Source organism: Ramlibacter sp. WS9, from assembly GCF_003797765.1.
Classification (GTDB): Bacteria; Pseudomonadota; Gammaproteobacteria; order Burkholderiales; family Burkholderiaceae_C; genus Ramlibacter.
This window is the reverse complement of the sequence record NZ_RKMB01000005.1, coordinates 76453-93419: the sequence shown is the minus strand read 5'-3', so window position 1 is coordinate 93419 and position 16967 is coordinate 76453. Positions and strand designations below refer to the sequence as shown.

Annotated in this window: 13 protein-coding genes; 7 read left to right on the top strand and 6 right to left on the bottom strand. The window is 66.7% G+C overall.

The features are described from left to right. Positions 1-13: 13 nt before the first annotated feature. The 3 genes from EEB15_RS10400 (at position 14) to EEB15_RS10390 (ending at position 6215) form a co-directional block, all read left to right on the top strand. Positions 14-2215 (top strand): PhoX family phosphatase, encoded by a 2202-nt coding sequence (locus EEB15_RS10400; protein ID WP_233259447.1) that lies wholly within the window; start codon positions 14-16, stop codon positions 2213-2215. Between the two features lie 96 nt (positions 2216-2311). Next, on the top strand, positions 2312-4489 hold the full coding sequence (locus tag EEB15_RS10395; protein WP_141509778.1) for a PhoX family phosphatase: 2178 nt from the start codon (positions 2312-2314) through the stop codon (positions 4487-4489). Positions 4490-4526: 37 nt separating this feature from the next. Beyond that, positions 4527-6215, top strand: a complete 1689-nt coding sequence (locus EEB15_RS10390; protein ID WP_158290060.1) for a PglL family O-oligosaccharyltransferase — start codon at positions 4527-4529, stop codon at positions 6213-6215. 30 nt (positions 6216-6245) lie between these two features. Here EEB15_RS10390 and EEB15_RS10385 read toward each other — a convergent pair whose 3' ends face one another. Beyond that, complete coding sequence (locus EEB15_RS10385) at positions 6246-8558, bottom strand: S8 family peptidase (protein WP_158290059.1); 2313 nt, start codon at positions 8556-8558, stop codon at positions 6246-6248. Positions 8559-8730: 172 nt separating this feature from the next. On the opposite strand from EEB15_RS10385, the gene EEB15_RS10380 reads away from it, so the two are divergent. Genes EEB15_RS10380 through EEB15_RS10365 form a run of 4 tightly spaced genes read left to right on the top strand, consistent with a single transcriptional unit; the run spans position 8731 to position 11592 of the window. Beyond that, positions 8731-9078: a helix-turn-helix transcriptional regulator gene (locus tag EEB15_RS10380; protein WP_141509775.1), complete on the top strand. Its 348-nt coding sequence runs from the start codon at positions 8731-8733 to the stop codon at positions 9076-9078. A 13-nt stretch (positions 9079-9091) separates the two neighbouring features. Next, positions 9092-10390 carry a circularly permuted type 2 ATP-grasp protein gene (locus tag EEB15_RS10375; RefSeq protein ID WP_141509774.1) on the top strand — a complete coding sequence of 433 codons (1299 nt, stop codon included), beginning with the start codon at positions 9092-9094 and terminating at the stop codon, positions 10388-10390. Positions 10391-10393: 3 nt separating this feature from the next. Further along, entirely contained in the window at positions 10394-10894 is a 501-nt protein-coding gene (locus EEB15_RS10370; protein WP_141509773.1) for an arsenate reductase ArsC, read from the top strand. After that, positions 10891-11592, top strand: a complete 702-nt coding sequence (locus EEB15_RS10365) for an MIP/aquaporin family protein (protein ID WP_141509772.1) — start codon at positions 10891-10893, stop codon at positions 11590-11592. The genes EEB15_RS10370 and EEB15_RS10365 overlap by 4 nt, the downstream gene beginning before the upstream one ends. Here EEB15_RS10365 and EEB15_RS10360 read toward each other — a convergent pair. The 5 genes from EEB15_RS10360 to ftsH all read right to left on the bottom strand — a co-directional run bounded on the left by EEB15_RS10360 (position 11589) and on the right by ftsH (position 16924). Beyond that, positions 11589-12113 carry a hypothetical protein gene (locus EEB15_RS10360; RefSeq protein WP_141509771.1) on the bottom strand — a complete coding sequence of 175 codons (525 nt, stop codon included), beginning with the start codon at positions 12111-12113 and terminating at the stop codon, positions 11589-11591. The two genes, EEB15_RS10365 and EEB15_RS10360, sit on opposite strands and share 4 nt — an antisense overlap. A gap of 78 nt (positions 12114-12191) precedes the next feature. Further along, complete coding sequence (locus EEB15_RS10355; RefSeq protein WP_305000509.1) at positions 12192-12731, bottom strand: MOSC domain-containing protein; 540 nt, start codon at positions 12729-12731, stop codon at positions 12192-12194. 3 nt (positions 12732-12734) lie between these two features. After that, positions 12735-14069 (bottom strand): phosphoglucosamine mutase, encoded by a 1335-nt coding sequence (gene glmM / locus EEB15_RS10350; RefSeq protein WP_141509770.1) that lies wholly within the window; start codon positions 14067-14069, stop codon positions 12735-12737. Then, complete coding sequence (folP, locus tag EEB15_RS10345; RefSeq protein ID WP_141509769.1) at positions 14066-14923, bottom strand: dihydropteroate synthase; 858 nt, start codon at positions 14921-14923, stop codon at positions 14066-14068. The genes glmM and folP overlap by 4 nt, the downstream gene beginning before the upstream one ends. 84 nt (positions 14924-15007) lie before the next feature. Further along, positions 15008-16924, bottom strand: a complete 1917-nt coding sequence (ftsH, locus tag EEB15_RS10340) for an ATP-dependent zinc metalloprotease FtsH (RefSeq protein ID WP_141509768.1) — start codon at positions 16922-16924, stop codon at positions 15008-15010. Between the last annotated feature and the right edge of the window lie 43 nt (positions 16925-16967).

Genomic DNA, 16967 nt, shown 5'->3' with positions numbered 1-16967 from the left:
AACAGATAGGGCTTTGAACGACGTGCGCCACGACAAAGATTTCAACAAGAGCACCAATGCTTCGTTCACGGACGTGCTCGGGGCGCGCCTGTCGCGCCGCGGTGTGCTGCGTGTCGGCATGGGGACCGCCGGCGCTGCCGTGCTGGGATCGCTGCCGCTCGTGGGCTGCGGAAGCGGCGGCGACGAACCTGCGCCCGACGTGCCGCTCACCCTCGGCTTTCCTGCAGTCGCCAAGAACCGGGCCGACGCCGTCACCGTGCCGGCCGGCTACACCGCGACCGTAATCTACGCGCTGGGCGATCCGCTGACATCCGCCACCGCCGACTTCAAGAACGACGGTACCGACACCGGTTTCGAGCAGCGCGCGGGCGACCATCACGACGGCATGCAGTATTTCGGCCTCGACGCCGCAGGCACGGCGCGCGACATGTCCGGTTCGGAGCGTGGCCTGCTGGCAGTCAACCACGAGGGCATCACCAGCCAGTTCCTGCACGTTGGCGGCGCCACGCGAAACCCTCGCCCGGCCGCCGAGGCTGACAAGGAGATTCTTGCGCACGGCGTTTCGGTCGTCGAAGTGCGCAAGGTGAACGGCAAGTTCGCGGTCCAGAAGGAATCGCCCTACAACCGCCGCATCACGCCGATGACGCCGATGCAGCTCAGTGGCCCGGTGCGCGGCCACGCCCTTGTGAAGACGAAGTTCTCGGCCTCAGGCAACGATTGCCGCGGCACCATCGGCAACTGCGGCACCGGTTACACGCCTTGGGGCACTTTGCTGACCGGCGAGGAAAACTGGTCCGGCTTCTTCAAGCGCGGCGATGACGAAGCCGCACGCGGCGGCCCCATGGGACGCGACAGCGTGTCGCTGCGGCGCTACGGCGTGACCAAGAACAGCGCCAGCGTTCATGGCTGGGAAACCGCCGGCGCCACCGACCTCTACGCGCGGTGGGACATCACCCAGACGGGCAGCTCTCCAGACGGCACGGACGATTACCGCAACGAGGCCAACACGTTCGGCTATCTGGTGGAGATCGACCCGTACGACAAGAACGCGGCGCTGCGCAAGCGCACGGCGCTCGGCCGCTTAGCCCACGAAAGCGCCGCGTTCGGCAAGCCAACGGCCGGCAAGCCGCTGGCCGCCTACATGGGCGACGACTCGCGCGGGGAGTACATCTACAAGTTCGTCTCTGCCGCGAGCTGGGACACGAACGATGCGTCCCCCGCCGATCGCATCGCCACCGGCGACAAGTACCTGGACAGCGGCAAGCTGCATGTCGCGAAATTCAATGCGGACGGAACCGGCCAGTGGATCGAGTTGAGCATTGCCAACAGCGCGGTGACCACCCACCCCGACTACGGATTCACGAACCAGGGCGACGTGCTGGTCAACGCGCGCCTGGCCGCCGACGCGGCCGGTGCCACCAAGATGGACCGCCCCGAGTGGTGTGCCGTCCACCCGGTGACCGGCGAGGTGTACTACACGCTCACCCACAACGCCGACCGCAAGGTCGACCTGTCGGGTTCGCCTCAGTATGTGGGGGTGGACGCGGCCAACCCGCGCGCCTATACCGACGCGCCGACCGCAGCGAGTACGCCGGGCAACATCAACGGCCATATCATCCGCCTGAAGGAAACCGCTTCCGAGAGCGCGGCGACGGCCTTCACCTGGGATGTCTACCTCTTCGGTGCGCAAGCAGACGCCGACAGGGCGAAGGTCAACCTCTCCGCCCTCACCGCGGACCAGGATTTCTCCAGCCCCGACGGCCTGTGGTTCAGCCCGACGACTGGCCTGTGCTTCATCCAGACCGATGACGGTGCGTACACCGACGCCACCAACTGCATGATGCTGATCGGCAAGCCCGGAGCGGTCGGCGACGGCACGACGCCCACGCTGTCGTACACCAGGGAAGACGGCAGCACGCTTGCGGTGCCCACGCGGATGGGCGCCAAGCCGACCGCCGATACGCTGCGCCGCTTCCTCGTCGGGCCCAAGGACTGCGAGATCACAGGCATCAGCGAGACGCCGGACGGCAAGACCATCTTCGTCAACATCCAGCACCCGGGTGAGACGATCAGCAAGGCAGACCTCGCGACCCCTTCGAGGTACCTGAGCCACTGGCCGGGCAACGCCGGCTATGGGCCGGGCGGCGCGACGGCGCGTCCGCGCTCGGCGACGATAGTGATCACGCGCAACGACGGCGGGCTGATCGGCGCCTGATCCCGGCCGCGTGACACCGTTTCATGGTGCTGTCACGAATGCTTTCTACGCTCGGCGGTTGATCCCGATCAACAACCCAGAAAGCATCGAGAAGAAATGAGCCACGACGAAGATTTCAACAACAGTAGCAACCCCTCCTTCAACGACGTGCTGGACGCGCGCCTTTCGCGCCGCAATGTGCTGCGCGTCAGCATGGGCACCGCCGGTGCGGCCGTGCTGGGGTCGCTCCCGCTCGTGGCCTGCGGCGGCAGCGACGACGAGGCCGCGGCGCCTCTCAGCTTCCCCGCCGTCGCCAAGAGCACAGCCGACGTGCTCACCGTGCCGGCCGGCTACACCGCGACCGTGATCTACGCGCTGGGCGACCCGCTGACGGCAGCGACCCCTGACTACAAGAATGACGGCACCGACACGGGCTTCGAGCAGCGCGCCGGGGACCACCACGACGGCATGGAGTACTTCGGCCTGAACGCCACCGGGACGGCGCGCGACGCGACCGGCTCCGAGCGCGGCCTGCTGGCGATGAACCATGAGGCCTTGACCGACCAGTTCCTGCACGCCGGCGGCACCACGCCCAACCCGCGCCCGGCCGCGGAGGCCGACAAGGAAATCCCGGCACACGGCGTGTCCGTCGTCGAAGTGCGCAAGGTGAACGGCAAGTTCGCGGCCCAGAAAGACTCGGCTTTCAATCGCCGCATCACGCCGATGACGTCGATGCTGCTGAACGGCCCCGCGCGCGGCAACGCGCTCGTGAAGACGAAGTTCTCGGCCTCAGGCAACGATTGCCGCGGCACCATCAACAACTGCGGCACCGGCTACACGCCGTGGGCCACTTTCCTGACCGGCGAGGAAAACTGGTCCGGCTACTTCAAGCGCGCAGACGATGAAGCCGCACGCGGCGGCGCCACGGCGCGCGGCAATGTGTCGCTGGCGCGTTACGGCCGGGCCAAGAACAGCGCGAGCCGCCACGGCTGGGAAACCGCGGGCGCAGAAGACAAGTACGCGCGCTTCGACATCACGCAAACGGGCGCGTCGACCGACGGCTCCGACGACTACCGCAACGAACTCAACACCTTCGGCTACATGGTGGAGATCGACCCGTACGACAAGAACGTGGCCATCCGCAAGCGCACGGCGCTCGGCCGGTTCGCCCACGAAAGCGCCGCCTTCGGCAAGCCTGCGGCCGGCAAGCCGCTGGCCGTCTACATGGGCGACGACTCGCGCGGGGAATACATCTACAAGTTCGTGTCCGCAGCGAACTGGGACGCGGCCGATGCGTCACCCGCGAACCGCATCACCACCGGCGACAAGTACCTGGACAGCGGCAAGCTGTATGTCGCGAAGTTCAATGCCGACGGCACGGGCCAGTGGATCGAACTGAACATCGCCAACAGCGCGATCGCCGCCCATGCGGCGTACGACTTTGCCGACCAGGGCGACGTGCTGGTGAACGCACGCCTGGCCGCCGACGCGGTGGGCGCCACCAAGATGGACCGCCCCGAGTGGTGTGCCGTGCATCCAGTGACCGGCGAGGTGTACTACACACTCACCAACAACAGCAACCGCAAGGTCGAGCCTTCTGGCTCGTCGCAAATGGCGGTGGACGCCGCCAACCCGCGCTCCTACACCGACGCACCGACGGCCGCAAATGCGCCGGGCAACGTCAACGGCCACATCATCCGCCTGAAGGAAACCGCTTCCGAAAGCGCTGCCACCGCCTTCACCTGGGACGTCTACCTCTTCGGCGCGCAATCGGATGCCGACCTGGGCAAGGTCAACCTGTCGGCGCTGACGGCCGACCAGGATTTCTCCAGCCCCGACGGCCTGTGGTTCAGCCCGAAGACCGGCCTGTGCTTCATCCAGACCGATGATGGTGCCTACACCGACGCCACCAACTGCATGATGCTCATCGGCAAGCCGGGCACGGTCGGTGACGGCACGACCCCCACGCTCTCGTACACCAAGGCCGACGGCAGCACGCTCGCGGTACAAACGCGGGTGGGCGCGAAGCCGACGGCGGAGACGCTGCGCCGCTTCCTCGTCGGCCCCAAGGACTGCGAGATCACGGGCATCAGCGAGACGCCGGACGGCAAGACCATCTTCGTCAACATCCAGCACCCGGGCGAGGCGATCAGCAAGGCCAACCTTGCGGACCCGACCAAGTACCTGAGCCACTGGCCGGGCAACGCCGGCTATGGCGCCGGCGGCGCGACGGCGCGCCCACGCTCGGCCACGATCGTGATCACGCGCAACGACGGGGGCGTGATCGGCACCTGAGCGGCCTGACCCGCTCATGCCCCCGTATGATGCGGGCATGAGCGCAAGCACAGCGTCCGCGCCGCTCCAGAGTCGAACCTCCTACGCGCGCGCGGCCCGTCTGGCCGCCGCGTTCGCATGCCTTGCCTATCCCTGGTTGCACCCCGCGGCCAGGGGGCCCACGTACGCCGTCGAGCCCTTGCTGGTCTCGCTGTTGTGCGTGGTGCTGTTGCTGGCCGTGTCGGCGATGGAGGCGCGCACCGAAGTCCCTCGCGTGCTTCCCGCAGTGGCTGCCGCGGGCGCTGTCCTCATCTGGGTTTCCGATTTCGTCGCGAGCGGCAGTTTCGCACCCTCTCCTCCCGCCGTCGCCGCGTGGCTGGTGCTGGCGGCCATCTTGGCCTGTTCGGCGCTCGGCGCGATAGCGCGAACGGGCGAAGAGGTCTTTCCGTGGTCGGCATCGCTTCTCGCGTGGGTCTGGCTGGTCGCCGCGCTCCTCAGCACGGTGATCGCGCTCGCTCAGTACTTCGGCGTATCGGATTGGCTGGGGCCGTTGGCGGCCTACTCGCCGGAGCGGCACGCCTACGGCAACCTGCGGCAGAAGAACCACTACGCAACACTGGCCAACATCGGCCTGCTTTGCGCTGTGTGGCTGACACTGCACGGCAAGCCCGCCCTGCCGCGCTGGCTGGCGGCGGCCGCCACGTTGCTGCTGTGTGCCGGCACGGCCGCTTCCGCGTCGCGCACGGGCGCGGTGCAGCTGATTGCCGTCCTGGGCTTGGCGGCGTGGTGGCACAGGCGGGCAATGTCGCGGGCAGCATGGCTGTTCGTCCCCCTGCTCTGCTACCTGGCGGCGGCGCTGGCGCTGTTTTTTGTTTTCGACGGCGCTGGGCGTTCGGGGCCGAGCCTCGTGCATCGGCTTGCCGGTGATGTGCCTTTGTGTTCAAGCCGCACCGTGCTCTGGCAGAACATGATGCAGCTCGTACTCGAGCGCCCGTGGTGGGGCTGGGGTTGGCGCGAACTTGCCCACTCGTTCTACATGGGCAACTTCGAGCCCCGGTTCTGCGCCTTGGTGTTCAATGCGCACACCCTGCCTCTGCACGTGGCCGTTGAATTCGGTGTGCCGGCCGCGTTGGTGCTGTGCGCAGTGTGCCTCTGGGCCATTGTCCGCGCCCGGCCATGGGCGCAAAGCGACCCGGCCCGCGGGCTGGCATGGGGCGTCATCGCGCTGATCGGCTTGCACAGCCTGGTCGAATATCCGCTGTGGTACGGGCCCTTCCAGATTGCGCTCGGCCTCTGCCTGGGCATGCTGTGCGGCTCACGCACCGGCCTGCCCGTTTCACGCATCGGGCTCGGCTTGGCGGCGGCTGGATTCGCTGCGATCGCGGCCTATGCGGCGTGGGATTACCACCGGGTCAGGCAGCTCTATCTACCCACGGCAGCCCGCGCACAGGCGTATCAGGACGACACCTTCGCCAAGGTGCGGTCGACCTGGCTGTTTCGCGACCAACTGGCGTACGCACAACTGGCGCGGATTCCGCTCCATGCGGAGACGGCGAAGGACGCTTACGCACTGGCGAGCCAAGTGATGCACTTTTCGCCCGAACCCCGGGTCATCGAAAAGCGCATCGACGCCGCGCGGTTGCTGGGGCTGGATACCGAAGCGGCGGCGGAAGCGGCCCGCTACCGAGCCGCGTTTCCCGTGGCACACGCCGCATGGCTGCGGCGGAGCGCGCCCTCATCGCAATAGCCGGGCGCCCCAAGCGGGGGCGCCCCAGATTCACGGCCTCTTGACGGTGACGGACGTCTTGGCGTTCAACGCCGGGTTGTACGGGTGGCCGGCCAATGTGATGTAACTGACGCCGAACTGCGTCTGTCCCGACTGGCTGCTGATCAGGCCGCTGGTGATGACACAGGTGCCATTGGGGGCCGTGGTGCAGGTGAGTGCACTGCCGCCCACAGAGAAGTTACCCCGCACAACAGCGCCGGACACGAGAACGCCCTTCTGGTTCTTCGCGGCCACCGTGATCGCCGTGCGCCAGCCTCGGCTCTCCCAGCGCGCATTCCCGCTCAGTGCGGCGACGGAGACCGACGCCGGCGCCACGGGAGGCACGGGATCCGAGATGCCCGGGGTGGGATCGGAAATGCCCGGATCCGGGTCCGAGATGCCCGGGTCCGGCGGCGGCGTGACCGGGTTCAGTTCGGTATAGATCAATGCATTGGGCGAACCGGCCCCGGCATCGGTGATCTTGCCCAACGTAGCGGCTGCCTTGATGGTCGCGGCCACCGCGGCTGGCGTCGCCAGCGGATTCGACTGCAGGTACATCGCGGCCAGCCCCGCGATGTGCGGCGCCGCCATGGAGGTGCCGCTCAGCGTTGCGATGGAGGTGTTGGACGTGATGGCGGCGGAAGTGACGGAGGAGCCCGGTGCGAAGATGTCGACGCATGTGCCGTAGTTGGAATACGAGGCGCGCGCGTCCACTCGGGTCGACGCAGCGACGGTGATCGCCGATGGTTCACTGGCTGGCGAGTAATTGCATGCGTTCAGGCTGCTGTTACCGGCAGCCACGCTGACGGTGAAGCCGGCCGCCACGGCATTGGCAACCGCCTGGTTCACCGATGCCGAGAAGCCGCCACCCAGCGACATGTTGATGACGGCCGGCTTGGTGCCATTCGCCACCACCCAGTCGATGCCGGCGATGACGTCGCTCATGAAACCGCTGCCCGTGCAATCGAGCACGCGCACGGGAACCAGCGTCACGCCTCTGGCCATCCCCCAGCTCCTGCCTCCCACGGTGCCTGCCACGTGTGTGCCGTGGCCGTTGCAGTCGTTGGTGCCGCGGCCGTCGAGAATGGCCGTGAAGCCGGGAGCCATGCGGCCGGTGAACTCGGAGTGAGTCGTCAGGATGCCCGTGTCGATGATGTACGCCCGCACACCCGCACCCGTCGAAAAATACGAATACGTCGTGCTGAGCGGCAGCGCGCGCTGGTCGGTGCGGTCCAGGCTCCAGATGGCGTTGTTCACGACGGTCTGGGTCGCCTTCACGATCTGATCGGCCTCCACGTAGTCGACGTTCGGATCTTGCAGCGTCGATTCCAGGAAGGCCTGGACGGCATCGGCCGGCACAGTGACGGCGAAGCCCTTGAATGCCTTCGAGAATGTGTGGCGCACTTGGCCCCGGCCATTGCCCGCCAGGGCGTTGACCCGCTCGGCCGGATCAGGAGCACCGTCGCGGAACCTGACGATGAAGCGGTTACCGCTGGCGGCCAGCGCGGCGATCGACATGTCGCCCCCTGGCGCAGACATCGGCGCCGCCTTCAGGGCACCCTTGACCGCTCCCACGGTCACGAGGGCTTGCTTGTCCTGGTCCAGGTTGAGGCTCTTGATCACCGAAGGCAACGCCTTCTTGGTGGCGTTAACCGCGAGGGCAAGCTGTTGACGCGCCGGCTCGCCGGCGGTCACGGGCGATTCGCCCAGAACGATGGCGGTGGCACGCGCGATATTGCCCAGGACGCCATCGGCACCGGCCTTGTAGTCGGCCATCGGATTGCGGGCGCCCAGGTCCAGATCCTTTTGCACCGTCTCGGCCGCCTGCTCCGGCGTCATGCCGTTGAATGCGACTTCGGCGGCCACCAGCGTGGTGAGCGGGCTGATGACAGCCCGGCCGGCCTTTTGGCGTCCGACGCCGTCCACCTTCACGAACGCCGCGGAGGGAGACATGAGGTGCAAGGGGCCGCGGCCGGCTTCTTTCAACGTTAAACCGGCGTCGTCGGCATCGCGTGCGGTGTCGGGCACTTGCGCGACCAGCATGGCCGAGGCCAGCTCGCCTGCGGAGCGCGATCCGATGGCCAGGTTGAAGCTGCCGTCGGCAGCGGGGGCCGACTCGGGCTCACCCTCGTCGAACGCCTGATTGTTGTTGAGATCGAGGAAAACCTTGGTGCCGCCGCCCGAGCCGGACAGAAGGACGCCATTCAGCTCGGTGCTGGCCGACATGGGCGCCTCGGCACTGCTGCCGCCTCCGCCGCACGCCGTAAGAATGGCGGCTGCAGCGATCAGGCTGAAGGCGCCGGCGAAGATAGAACTGCGATTCATGCTTGGGAATTCCTCCGGGTGCGGCGCTATTTTTTGTCCCAGGCGGGATCGCGCCATTAATACGAATGGGCATCCTAACATTCCCTTTCAATTGCCAAATTAAGGAAATTGCCCACCGGTGCTCATCCGCAGCGCTCTTGCAACAATTCCATATTTCAATTATTATTGAAACATGGAATTGACTCTCAACGTAGTTCACGAGAGCGAGGCCGTCAGGGCCCTGGCGGCATTGGCCCAGGTGCAGCGGCTGCGCGCATTTCGAGCCCTGATCGCCGCAGGGCCGGAAGGAACGACGCCCGGCGCCCTTTCCGAGCAGTTGGGCATCGGGGGCAGCGGGCTTTCTTTCCACCTCAAGGAACTGGCGCATGCGGGGCTGGTGAGCAGCGAGCCTCGCGGGCGCAACCTCATCTACCGCGCCAACTTCGAACGCATGAACGGCCTGTTGGCCTATCTCACGGAGCATTGCTGCCAGGGCCAGGCTTGTGGCCTGAACGAGCCTTCCGGCTGCAGCCCCTGCTGACGGAGCTGACCACATGAACATGGCTGAAGCGCTGAACCTGGGCTGCGTGTGCCGCACGCTGGACTCTGGCCTGCTGCGCGATCAACTCGAGTCGCGCCCCGCGCTGCGCGGGCTCGCGGACGACGTGGCGTCGGGACGCCCCAACCTCTTTTCAGCGACGCCGGTATTCATCTCGGCGCGCGACCACGCCTTGCTGGAAGGCAGCGTCGCGGCATTGCACCGCGCGAGCACCCTCCCCGGCTTCCGTGCGGCCGCGATGGAGCGCGCGCCGGCCATCGCCGCGCTCGGCTTCGGTCCGCAAGGGGTGTTCATGGGCTACGACTTCCACATCAGCGAAGCCGGACCGCGCCTCATCGAGATCAACACCAACGCCGGTGGGGCATTGCTGCACGCCGCGGCGGCGCGGGCCCATCGCGCTTGCTGCGAACCGAAGGGAGAGATGTTCTCGTTCCCGTTCGACCTGGACACACTGGACGCGAACTGGATCGCCATGTTCCACGCCGAATGGAACGCGCAGCGAGGCGGCACGCCGTTGCGCTCCATCGCGATCGTCGACGACGCGCCGTCGCAGCAATACCTGGCGCCGGAATTCCGGATGGCCCGCGAGCTGTTCCTCGCCCACGGCATCCAGGCCGTCGTCGCCGACCCGGGCGAGCTGCAGTGGCGCGGCGGCCGGCTGTGGCACAGCGGTCTGCCTGCCGGAATGCCCGTCGACATGGTCTACAACCGCCTGACCGATTTCGACTTCTCGGCATCCAGCCACGCCGGCCTGCGCGACGCATACACGTCTGGCGCCGCTGTCGTCACGCCGCACCCTCGCGCCCACGCCTTGCACGCCGACAAACGCAACCTGGTCGAGCTGGGCAACGGCGAGCTGCTCGCTTCATGGGGAGTGTCTTGCGAAGACCGCGAACTCCTCGCCGCAACCGTTCCCGCGGCCAGCTTGGTAACGGCTGAAAACGCAGACATGCTCTGGGCGCGGCGGCGACAGCTGTTCTTCAAGCCCGCCGGCGGGTACGGCTCCAAAGGCGCCTACCGCGGCGACAAGCTGACGCGCCGCGTGTGGAGCGAGATCGTCGCGGGCGGGTACATCGCCCAGGCGTTGGTGGCGCCGAGCGAGCGAATGGTCGACGTCGGCGGCGAAGCAACGCGCTTGAAGCTCGACGTCCGCGCCTACGCGTACGCGGGCCGCATCCAGCTGCTCGCCGCCCGCACGTACTCGGGCCAGACCACCAACTTCCGCACGCCGGGCGGCGGCTTTTCGCCGGTCGTCGTGTTGCCCTCCAACTCCACCCCGCAGGCCTGCTGCTGATCCATGACTACACCGCCGATCAACGTCCTCTTTCTGTGCACGCACAACTCCGCCCGCAGCATCCTGGCCGAAGCGACCCTCAGTCACGTCGGCCAAGGACGCTTCAAGGGGTTTTCGGCGGGCAGCAGCCCGCGCGAAAACCAGCAGCCCCATCCGCTCGGCCTGCAGGCGCTGCGCGAGGCGGGCATTGCCACCGAAGGCCTGCGTAGCAAGGCCTGGGACGAGTTCGCCCTGCCGGAAGCTCCGCACATGGACCTCGTGATTACCGTGTGCGACAGCGCGGCCGGCGAGCAGTGCCCCTTCTGGCCGGGCCATCCGGCGACGGCGCACTGGGGCTATGCGGACCCTTCTGCCGTGGAAGGCTCCGATGCGCAAAGGCTCGATGCATTCCGCCGCACCCTGATCGCCATCCGCTACCGCCTCGACCTGCTGGTGGCCTTGCCGGCAGGCCAGATCGACAGGCTCGTGCTCCAGCAAAAGGCGCGCGAACTGGCGGCGTCATGACGCTGGCGCGCAAGGCATTTGCCGAATTCATCGGCACCGCGGGCCTGCTCTGCGCCGTGATCGGCTCGGGCATCATGGCCGAGCGCCTCTCCGGCGGCAACACGGGCGTCGCCTTGCTGGCGAACACGCTCGCCACGGTGTTCGCGCTGTTCGTGCTGATCGAAACGCTGGGCCCGGTCAGCGGCGCGCATTTCAACCCGGTGGTCACACTGGTGATGGCATCGCGCTCGGCGGCGGCGGACGAGCCGTGGGTGCGCCTCGCCATGGCCTTCATCGCGTGCCAATTGCTGGGCGCGGTAGCGGGCGCCTGGTTGGCCCATGCCATGTTCGACATGAGCCTGCTGCAGGTCAGTACCAAACCGCGTGACGGCGCCGGCCAATGGCTTGCGGAGGCCGTGGCCACGGCGGGCCTCATCCTGGTGATCCTGCGCGCACCAGCCGGCAAAGCCGCCGGACTCGTAGCCTGCTACATCGGTGCGGCGTACTGGTTCACGGCCAGCACTTCATTTGCCAATCCCGCGGCGGTGCTGGGCCGAATGTTGAGCGACAGTTTTGCGGGAGTCGCGCCGGCCAGCGCGCCGGCTTTCGTCCTCGCGCAATGCGCGGGTGCAGCGGCGGGTGTCGGGTTGGCGCGCCTGCTGCGCGAAACGCCTCCCGAACCTTTGTGCGCCCCTGGAAATAGCGTTAACAGGCCCTAGAACCGCATGCCGGCGGAGAAACGCACCTTGTCCTGCGGCAGCGGGTTCAAGCCGGTGTCGTAAGACAGCCGCACGAAGTAGCGCGGCCAGTCGTAGCTCACTGACAGGCCCAGACGCTCAGGGCCCCGGCCACCCGTGACCTGCAAGGACAGCGCCTGCCCATTGGCCCAGCGGTAACCACCTGCGATGCGCAGCGCTTCCGCAGGCATCGCTTCGACCAGCCCACTGTCGTACTGCACGCTGCGGCCCACCGACACCTGGGCGAACCAGTTGGCGCCTGCGGCCAGCGACAGCCCCGCCCCCGAAAACTGCGCATCGGCTTGCACCACCGGCGCTATGCGCATCCCGCCGAGATTGAGCGCTCCGCCGCGGTAACCTGCGGACGGTGCCACTTCCGAGACGCCCGCCCGTACCAGGCCGTAGTCGGCAGCGAAACCCTGGGCTGACGCAACCGCCGGGCCCAACAAAGCCGAGGCCGCCAGCAGTTGCAGCAACAAGGTGGGCGGACAACGTGAACGCATGAGTCCAATGTAGACCTTGCGGGCGATTCCGCACAGCTTCATGTCGACGAGATGTCGCTTCAGCGCGACGGGAGGTCATCACACAGGCGCAAGCGGCGTATGTAAAAGTCCTAGGCGTTCCGCACGAATCGGGTCCCCGGCGCGCACTTCACCGCCTGCCAGCACCACCCCCATCACGCCCGCCTTGCGCACCAGCTGGCCCTGCGCGTCGCGGTCGAGCACCGCCGCCATCAGGCCCTTCTGGAAGCGGTCGATCTGCGAGCACGGGTTGCGCAGGCCCGTCACCTCGATCACCGCTTTGCCGATGTGCAGGCAAGTCCCGGCGGAAAGGCCGAGCAGATCAAGGCCGCGTGTCGTGATGTTCTCGCCCAGATCGCCTGGCCAAACGGCGAAACCCGCTGCCATCAGTTCGTCGAACAATTCGGCGTGCAGCAGGTGCACTTGGCGGAGGTTCGGCTGCGTGGAATCGCGTGCCACGCGGGATCGGTGCTTCACGGTTTCGCCCAGGTGCGCATCCCCCTGCACGCCCAGGCCCTGGACCAGCATGATCGATTCTTCGGTGAACTTGCTGAAGCTGTGGCTCGAGCCGCGGTGCACAGCGGCGACGACCGGATCCACCGGTCAGGCCGCCTTGACGGATTCAGCCAGCCGCTCGGCAATGGCCCGCGCTTGCCCGGCGTCACGTGCCTCGACCATCACGCGCAACAACGGCTCGGTGCCGCTCGCGCGGATCAACACCCGGCCGACGCCGGCCAGTTCCGCCTCGGCGCGCCGGGTTTCGGCGGCAAGTGCTTCGCTCTTCGTCCAGTCTTGCCCGGGCTGCAGGCGCACATTGATCAGCGTTTGCGGAAAAAGCGTCACCCCTTCCAGAAGCTGCGCCACGCTGCGGCCCCCACGAACGCTGGCCGTGAGCACCTGCAGCGCGCTGATGAGGCCGTCGCCGGTGGTGTGCTTGTCCAGGGCCAGCAGGTGCCCCGAGCCTTCGCCGCCCAGCAGCCAGCCGCGCTTGCCCAGTTCTTCCAGCACGTAGCGGTCGCCGACCTTGGCGCGCACCACCTCGACGCCGCGCGCTTTGAGGGCCAGCTCGACCGCCATATTCGTCATGAGCGTGCCCACGACGCCGGGCAGCTTCTCGCCGCGGCCCAGCCGGTCGGCGGCCATCAGGTAGAGCAGTTCGTCGCCGTTGTACAAACGACCGTCGCCGTCCACCAGCTGCAGCCGGTCCGCGTCCCCGTCCAGCGCGATGCCCAGATGAGCGCGATGGGCCTTCACGGCTTCGACCAGCGCGTCGGGATGGGTCGCGCCGACATGGTCGTTGATGTTCAGCCCATCAGGCGAGCAGCCGATGCACACCACCTCCGCGCCCAATTCGTGGAAAACCTTGGGCGCGATGTGATACGCCGCCCCGTGGGCCGCGTCGACCACGATCGTCATGCCGCGCAGGGTCAGGTCATTGGCGAACGTGCTCTTACAGAACTCGATGTAGCGCCCGGCGGCGTCGTCCAGGCGCCGCGCCTTGCCCAGGGTCGCCGAGTCCGCCCACACCGGTGGCTCTTCGAGCGCTGCTTCGACGGCGAGCTCCCATTCGTCGGGCAGCTTCGTACCCTGCGCGCTGAAGAATTTGATGCCGTTGTCGGGGAAGGCGTTGTGGCTGGCGCTGATGACCACGCCCAGGCTCGCGCGCTGGGCACGGGTCAGGTAGGCGACGCCGGGCGTCGGCAACGGGCCGAGCAGCACCACGTCCACGCCCGCCGAATTGAAGCCGGATTCCAGCGCGCTTTCGAGCATGTAGCCGGAAATGCGCGTGTCCTTGCCGATCAGCACCGTGGGGCGCTGCTGCGTCCGCTTCAAAACGCGGCCCACGGCATGCGCGAGCCGCAGCACGAAGTCGGGGGTGATGGGCGGCTGGCCCACGGTCCCGCGTATGCCGTCGGTGCCGAAATAGGTTCTGCTCATGAGGAGGAATTTCTGTGGTTGTCAGGATCGGTGGCGATCATCGCACTGTGGACCTTGAGTGCGGCAATCGTTTCCTTGACGTCGTGCACGCGCACGACTTGCGCCCCACGCTCCACGGCGAGGAGCGCCGCGGCCAGGCTGGGGGCCAACCGCTCGTTCACCGGCAAGCCGGTGACGTTGCCCAGGGAAGACTTGCGCGACCACCCGGCCACCAGCGGATAGCCACTCGCAACCAGTTCCTGCTGGCGGGCCAGCAACGCGAAATTCTGCTCCACGGTCTTACCGAAGCCAATGCCCGGGTCCCAAGCGATCCGCGCCGCGTCGACACCGCCTTCGCGCAGCGTCCGAGTCGCCTCTTCGAGAAACGCACGCACCTGAGGCACCGCATCGCCTTCCATGGGCGAGCGCTGCATGGTCTGGGGCTCGCCATGCATGTGCATGAGGCACACGCCGCACGCGGGGTGCGCGCTGATCGCGTCCCGCGCGCCCGGCTGCCGCAGCGCCCAGATGTCGTTGATGATGTCTGCGCCCAGGTCGAGCACCTCTCGCATCACCTCGGGCTTGTAGGTGTCCACGGAAATGGGGATGCCCAGCGCCACCACTTCGCGCAGCACGGGAAGCACGCGCGCCAGTTCTTCCTCGAGCGGAACCGGCGGTGTGCCGGGGCGGCTCGACTCACCGCCGATGTCGAGAATGTGGGCGCCGTCGACCACGAGCTTCTCGCAGTGCTGCACAGCGGCGCCGGTACTGGCGTAGCGCCCCCCGTCGGAAAAGGAATCCGGTGTGACGTTGACGATGCCCATCACCTTGGGGCGGGACAGGTCGATCTGGTAGCGCGATGTTTGCCAATGCATGAGCGGGATTCTTACCGATCAGAAGTACGATCAGAAGTACAAAAGGGCCGCGAGGCCCCTTTGTTTACTCATTCGCGCGGCGCCTCAAGCTGCCGTGGGCGCCGGATCCGCGGCCACGGGCGAACCGCCGGAGCCACCGCTGCCGGACGGAGGCGTGCGCGGCGTCCAGTCCTTGGGCGGACGTGGATCCTTGCCGGCCATGATGTCGTCCAGCTGCTCGGCGTCGATGGTTTCCCATTCCAGCAGAGCCTTGGCCATGGCGTGCATCTTGTCCTGGTTGTCCTCGATCAGCTTGCGCGCAAGGGCGTATTGCTGGTCAATGATGCGGCGCACTTCGCCGTCGACCTTCTGCATGGTCGATTCGCTGATGTTGGTGGTCTTGGTCACCGAACGGCCCAGGAACACTTCGCCTTCGTTCTCCGCGTAGACCATCGGGCCCAACGCGTCGCTCATGCCGTAGCGCATCACCATGTCGCGGGCCAGGTGGGTGGCGCGCTCGAAGTCGTTGGAAGCGCCAGTGGTCATCTGCTTCATGAACACTTCTTCCGCGATCCGCCCGCCGAACAGCATGGCGATCTGGTTAAGCATGTATTCGCTGTCGTAGCTGTAGCGGTCTTGCGCGGGCAGGCTCATCGTCACACCCAGCGCGCGGCCGCGCGGGATGATGGTGACCTTGTGCACCGGGTCGCACTTGGGCAGCAGCTTGCCGATGAGCGCGTGGCCGGACTCGTGGTAGGCCGTGTTGCGGCGCTCTTCCTCGGGCATGACCATGCTCTTGCGCTCGGGGCCCATGAAGATCTTGTCCTTGGCCTTCTCGAAGTCCTGCATCTCGACCACGCGCGCGTTGCGGCGGGCGGCCATCAGGGCTGCTTCGTTGCAGAGGTTGGCCAGGTCGGCGCCGGACATGCCGGGCGTGCCGCGGGCGATGATGCTGGGGGCGACGTCCTGGCCGATCGGAATCTTGCGCATGTGGACGTTCAGGATCTGCTCGCGGCCGCGGATGTCCGGCAGCTGCACGTAGACCTGGCGGTCGAAGCGTCCAGGCCGCAGCAAAGCTGCGTCCAAAATATCCGGGCGGTTGGTGGCCGCGACCACGATCACGCCCAGGTTGGTTTCGAAGCCATCCATCTCGACGAGCATCTGGTTCAGTGTCTGCTCGCGTTCGTCGTTGCCGCCGCCCAGGCCGGCACCACGCTGGCGGCCGACGGCATCGATTTCATCGATGAAGATGATGCACGGCGCGTTCTTCTTGGCGTTCTCGAACATGTCGCGCACGCGGGCCGCGCCCACGCCGACGAACATTTCGACGAAGTCGGAACCGGAAATGCTGAAAAACGGAACCTTGGCCTCGCCGGCGATGCCCTTGGCCAGCAAGGTTTTGCCGGTGCCCGGAGGGCCGACCAGCAGCAGGCCGCGAGGGATGCGCCCGCCGAGTTTCTGGAATTTCTGGGGGTCTTTCAGGAAGTCCACGACTTCCTTCACTTCCTCTTTCGCTTCGTCACACCCGGCCACGTCGGCAAACGTCACCTGGTTGTTGTTCTCGTCGAGCATGCGGGCCTTGCTCTTGCCGAAGCTGAACGCCCCGCCTTTTCCGCCGCCCTGCATCTGGCGCATGAAGTAGATCCATACCCCGATCAGCAGAAGCATCGGGCCCCAGCTGACCAGCAGCGTCATCAGAAGCGAGCCCTCTTCACGCGGCTTGACATCAAACTTGACGTTGTTGTTGATCAGGTCGCCGATCAGGCCCTTGTCGAGGTAGGTGGCCGTGGTGCGGACCTTTCGCTCGTCGGTGGTGATGGCGACGATCTCGGTGCTGCCGGCCTGGCCTTCCTGAATGATGGCGTTCTTGATGCGCTTGCCGCGCACTTCTTCGAGGAAGTCGGAATAGCCCATCACACTGGCCCCGGCTGCGCCGCGCGTGTCGAACTGCTTGAAAACGGTAAACAGCACGAGGGCTATGACAAGCCACACGGCAATTTTGGAAAACCACTGATTGTTCAAACTGCGTCTCCGGAAAGAGTTGGGCCGGCGGCTCGGGGGCCAC

Bases quoted from the DNA above. Each gene is read 5' to 3' on its own strand.
- EEB15_RS10395 (WP_141509778.1), top strand. From the start codon at position 2,312: ATGAGCCACGACGAAGATTTCAACAACAGTAGCAACCCCTCCTTCAAC.
- EEB15_RS10390 (WP_158290060.1), top strand. From the start codon at position 4,527: ATGAGCGCAAGCACAGCGTCCGCGCCGCTCCAGAGTCGAACCTCCTAC.
- EEB15_RS10385 (WP_158290059.1), bottom strand. From the start codon at position 8,558: ATGAATCGCAGTTCTATCTTCGCCGGCGCCTTCAGCCTGATCGCTGCA.
- EEB15_RS10380 (WP_141509775.1), top strand. From the start codon at position 8,731: ATGGAATTGACTCTCAACGTAGTTCACGAGAGCGAGGCCGTCAGGGCC.
- EEB15_RS10375 (WP_141509774.1), top strand. From the start codon at position 9,092: ATGAACATGGCTGAAGCGCTGAACCTGGGCTGCGTGTGCCGCACGCTG.
- EEB15_RS10370 (WP_141509773.1), top strand. From the start codon at position 10,394: ATGACTACACCGCCGATCAACGTCCTCTTTCTGTGCACGCACAACTCC.
- EEB15_RS10365 (WP_141509772.1), top strand. From the start codon at position 10,891: ATGACGCTGGCGCGCAAGGCATTTGCCGAATTCATCGGCACCGCGGGC.
- EEB15_RS10360 (WP_141509771.1), bottom strand. From the start codon at position 12,113: ATGCGTTCACGTTGTCCGCCCACCTTGTTGCTGCAACTGCTGGCGGCC.
- glmM (WP_141509770.1), bottom strand. From the start codon at position 14,069: ATGAGCAGAACCTATTTCGGCACCGACGGCATACGCGGGACCGTGGGC.
- folP (WP_141509769.1), bottom strand. From the start codon at position 14,923: ATGCATTGGCAAACATCGCGCTACCAGATCGACCTGTCCCGCCCCAAG.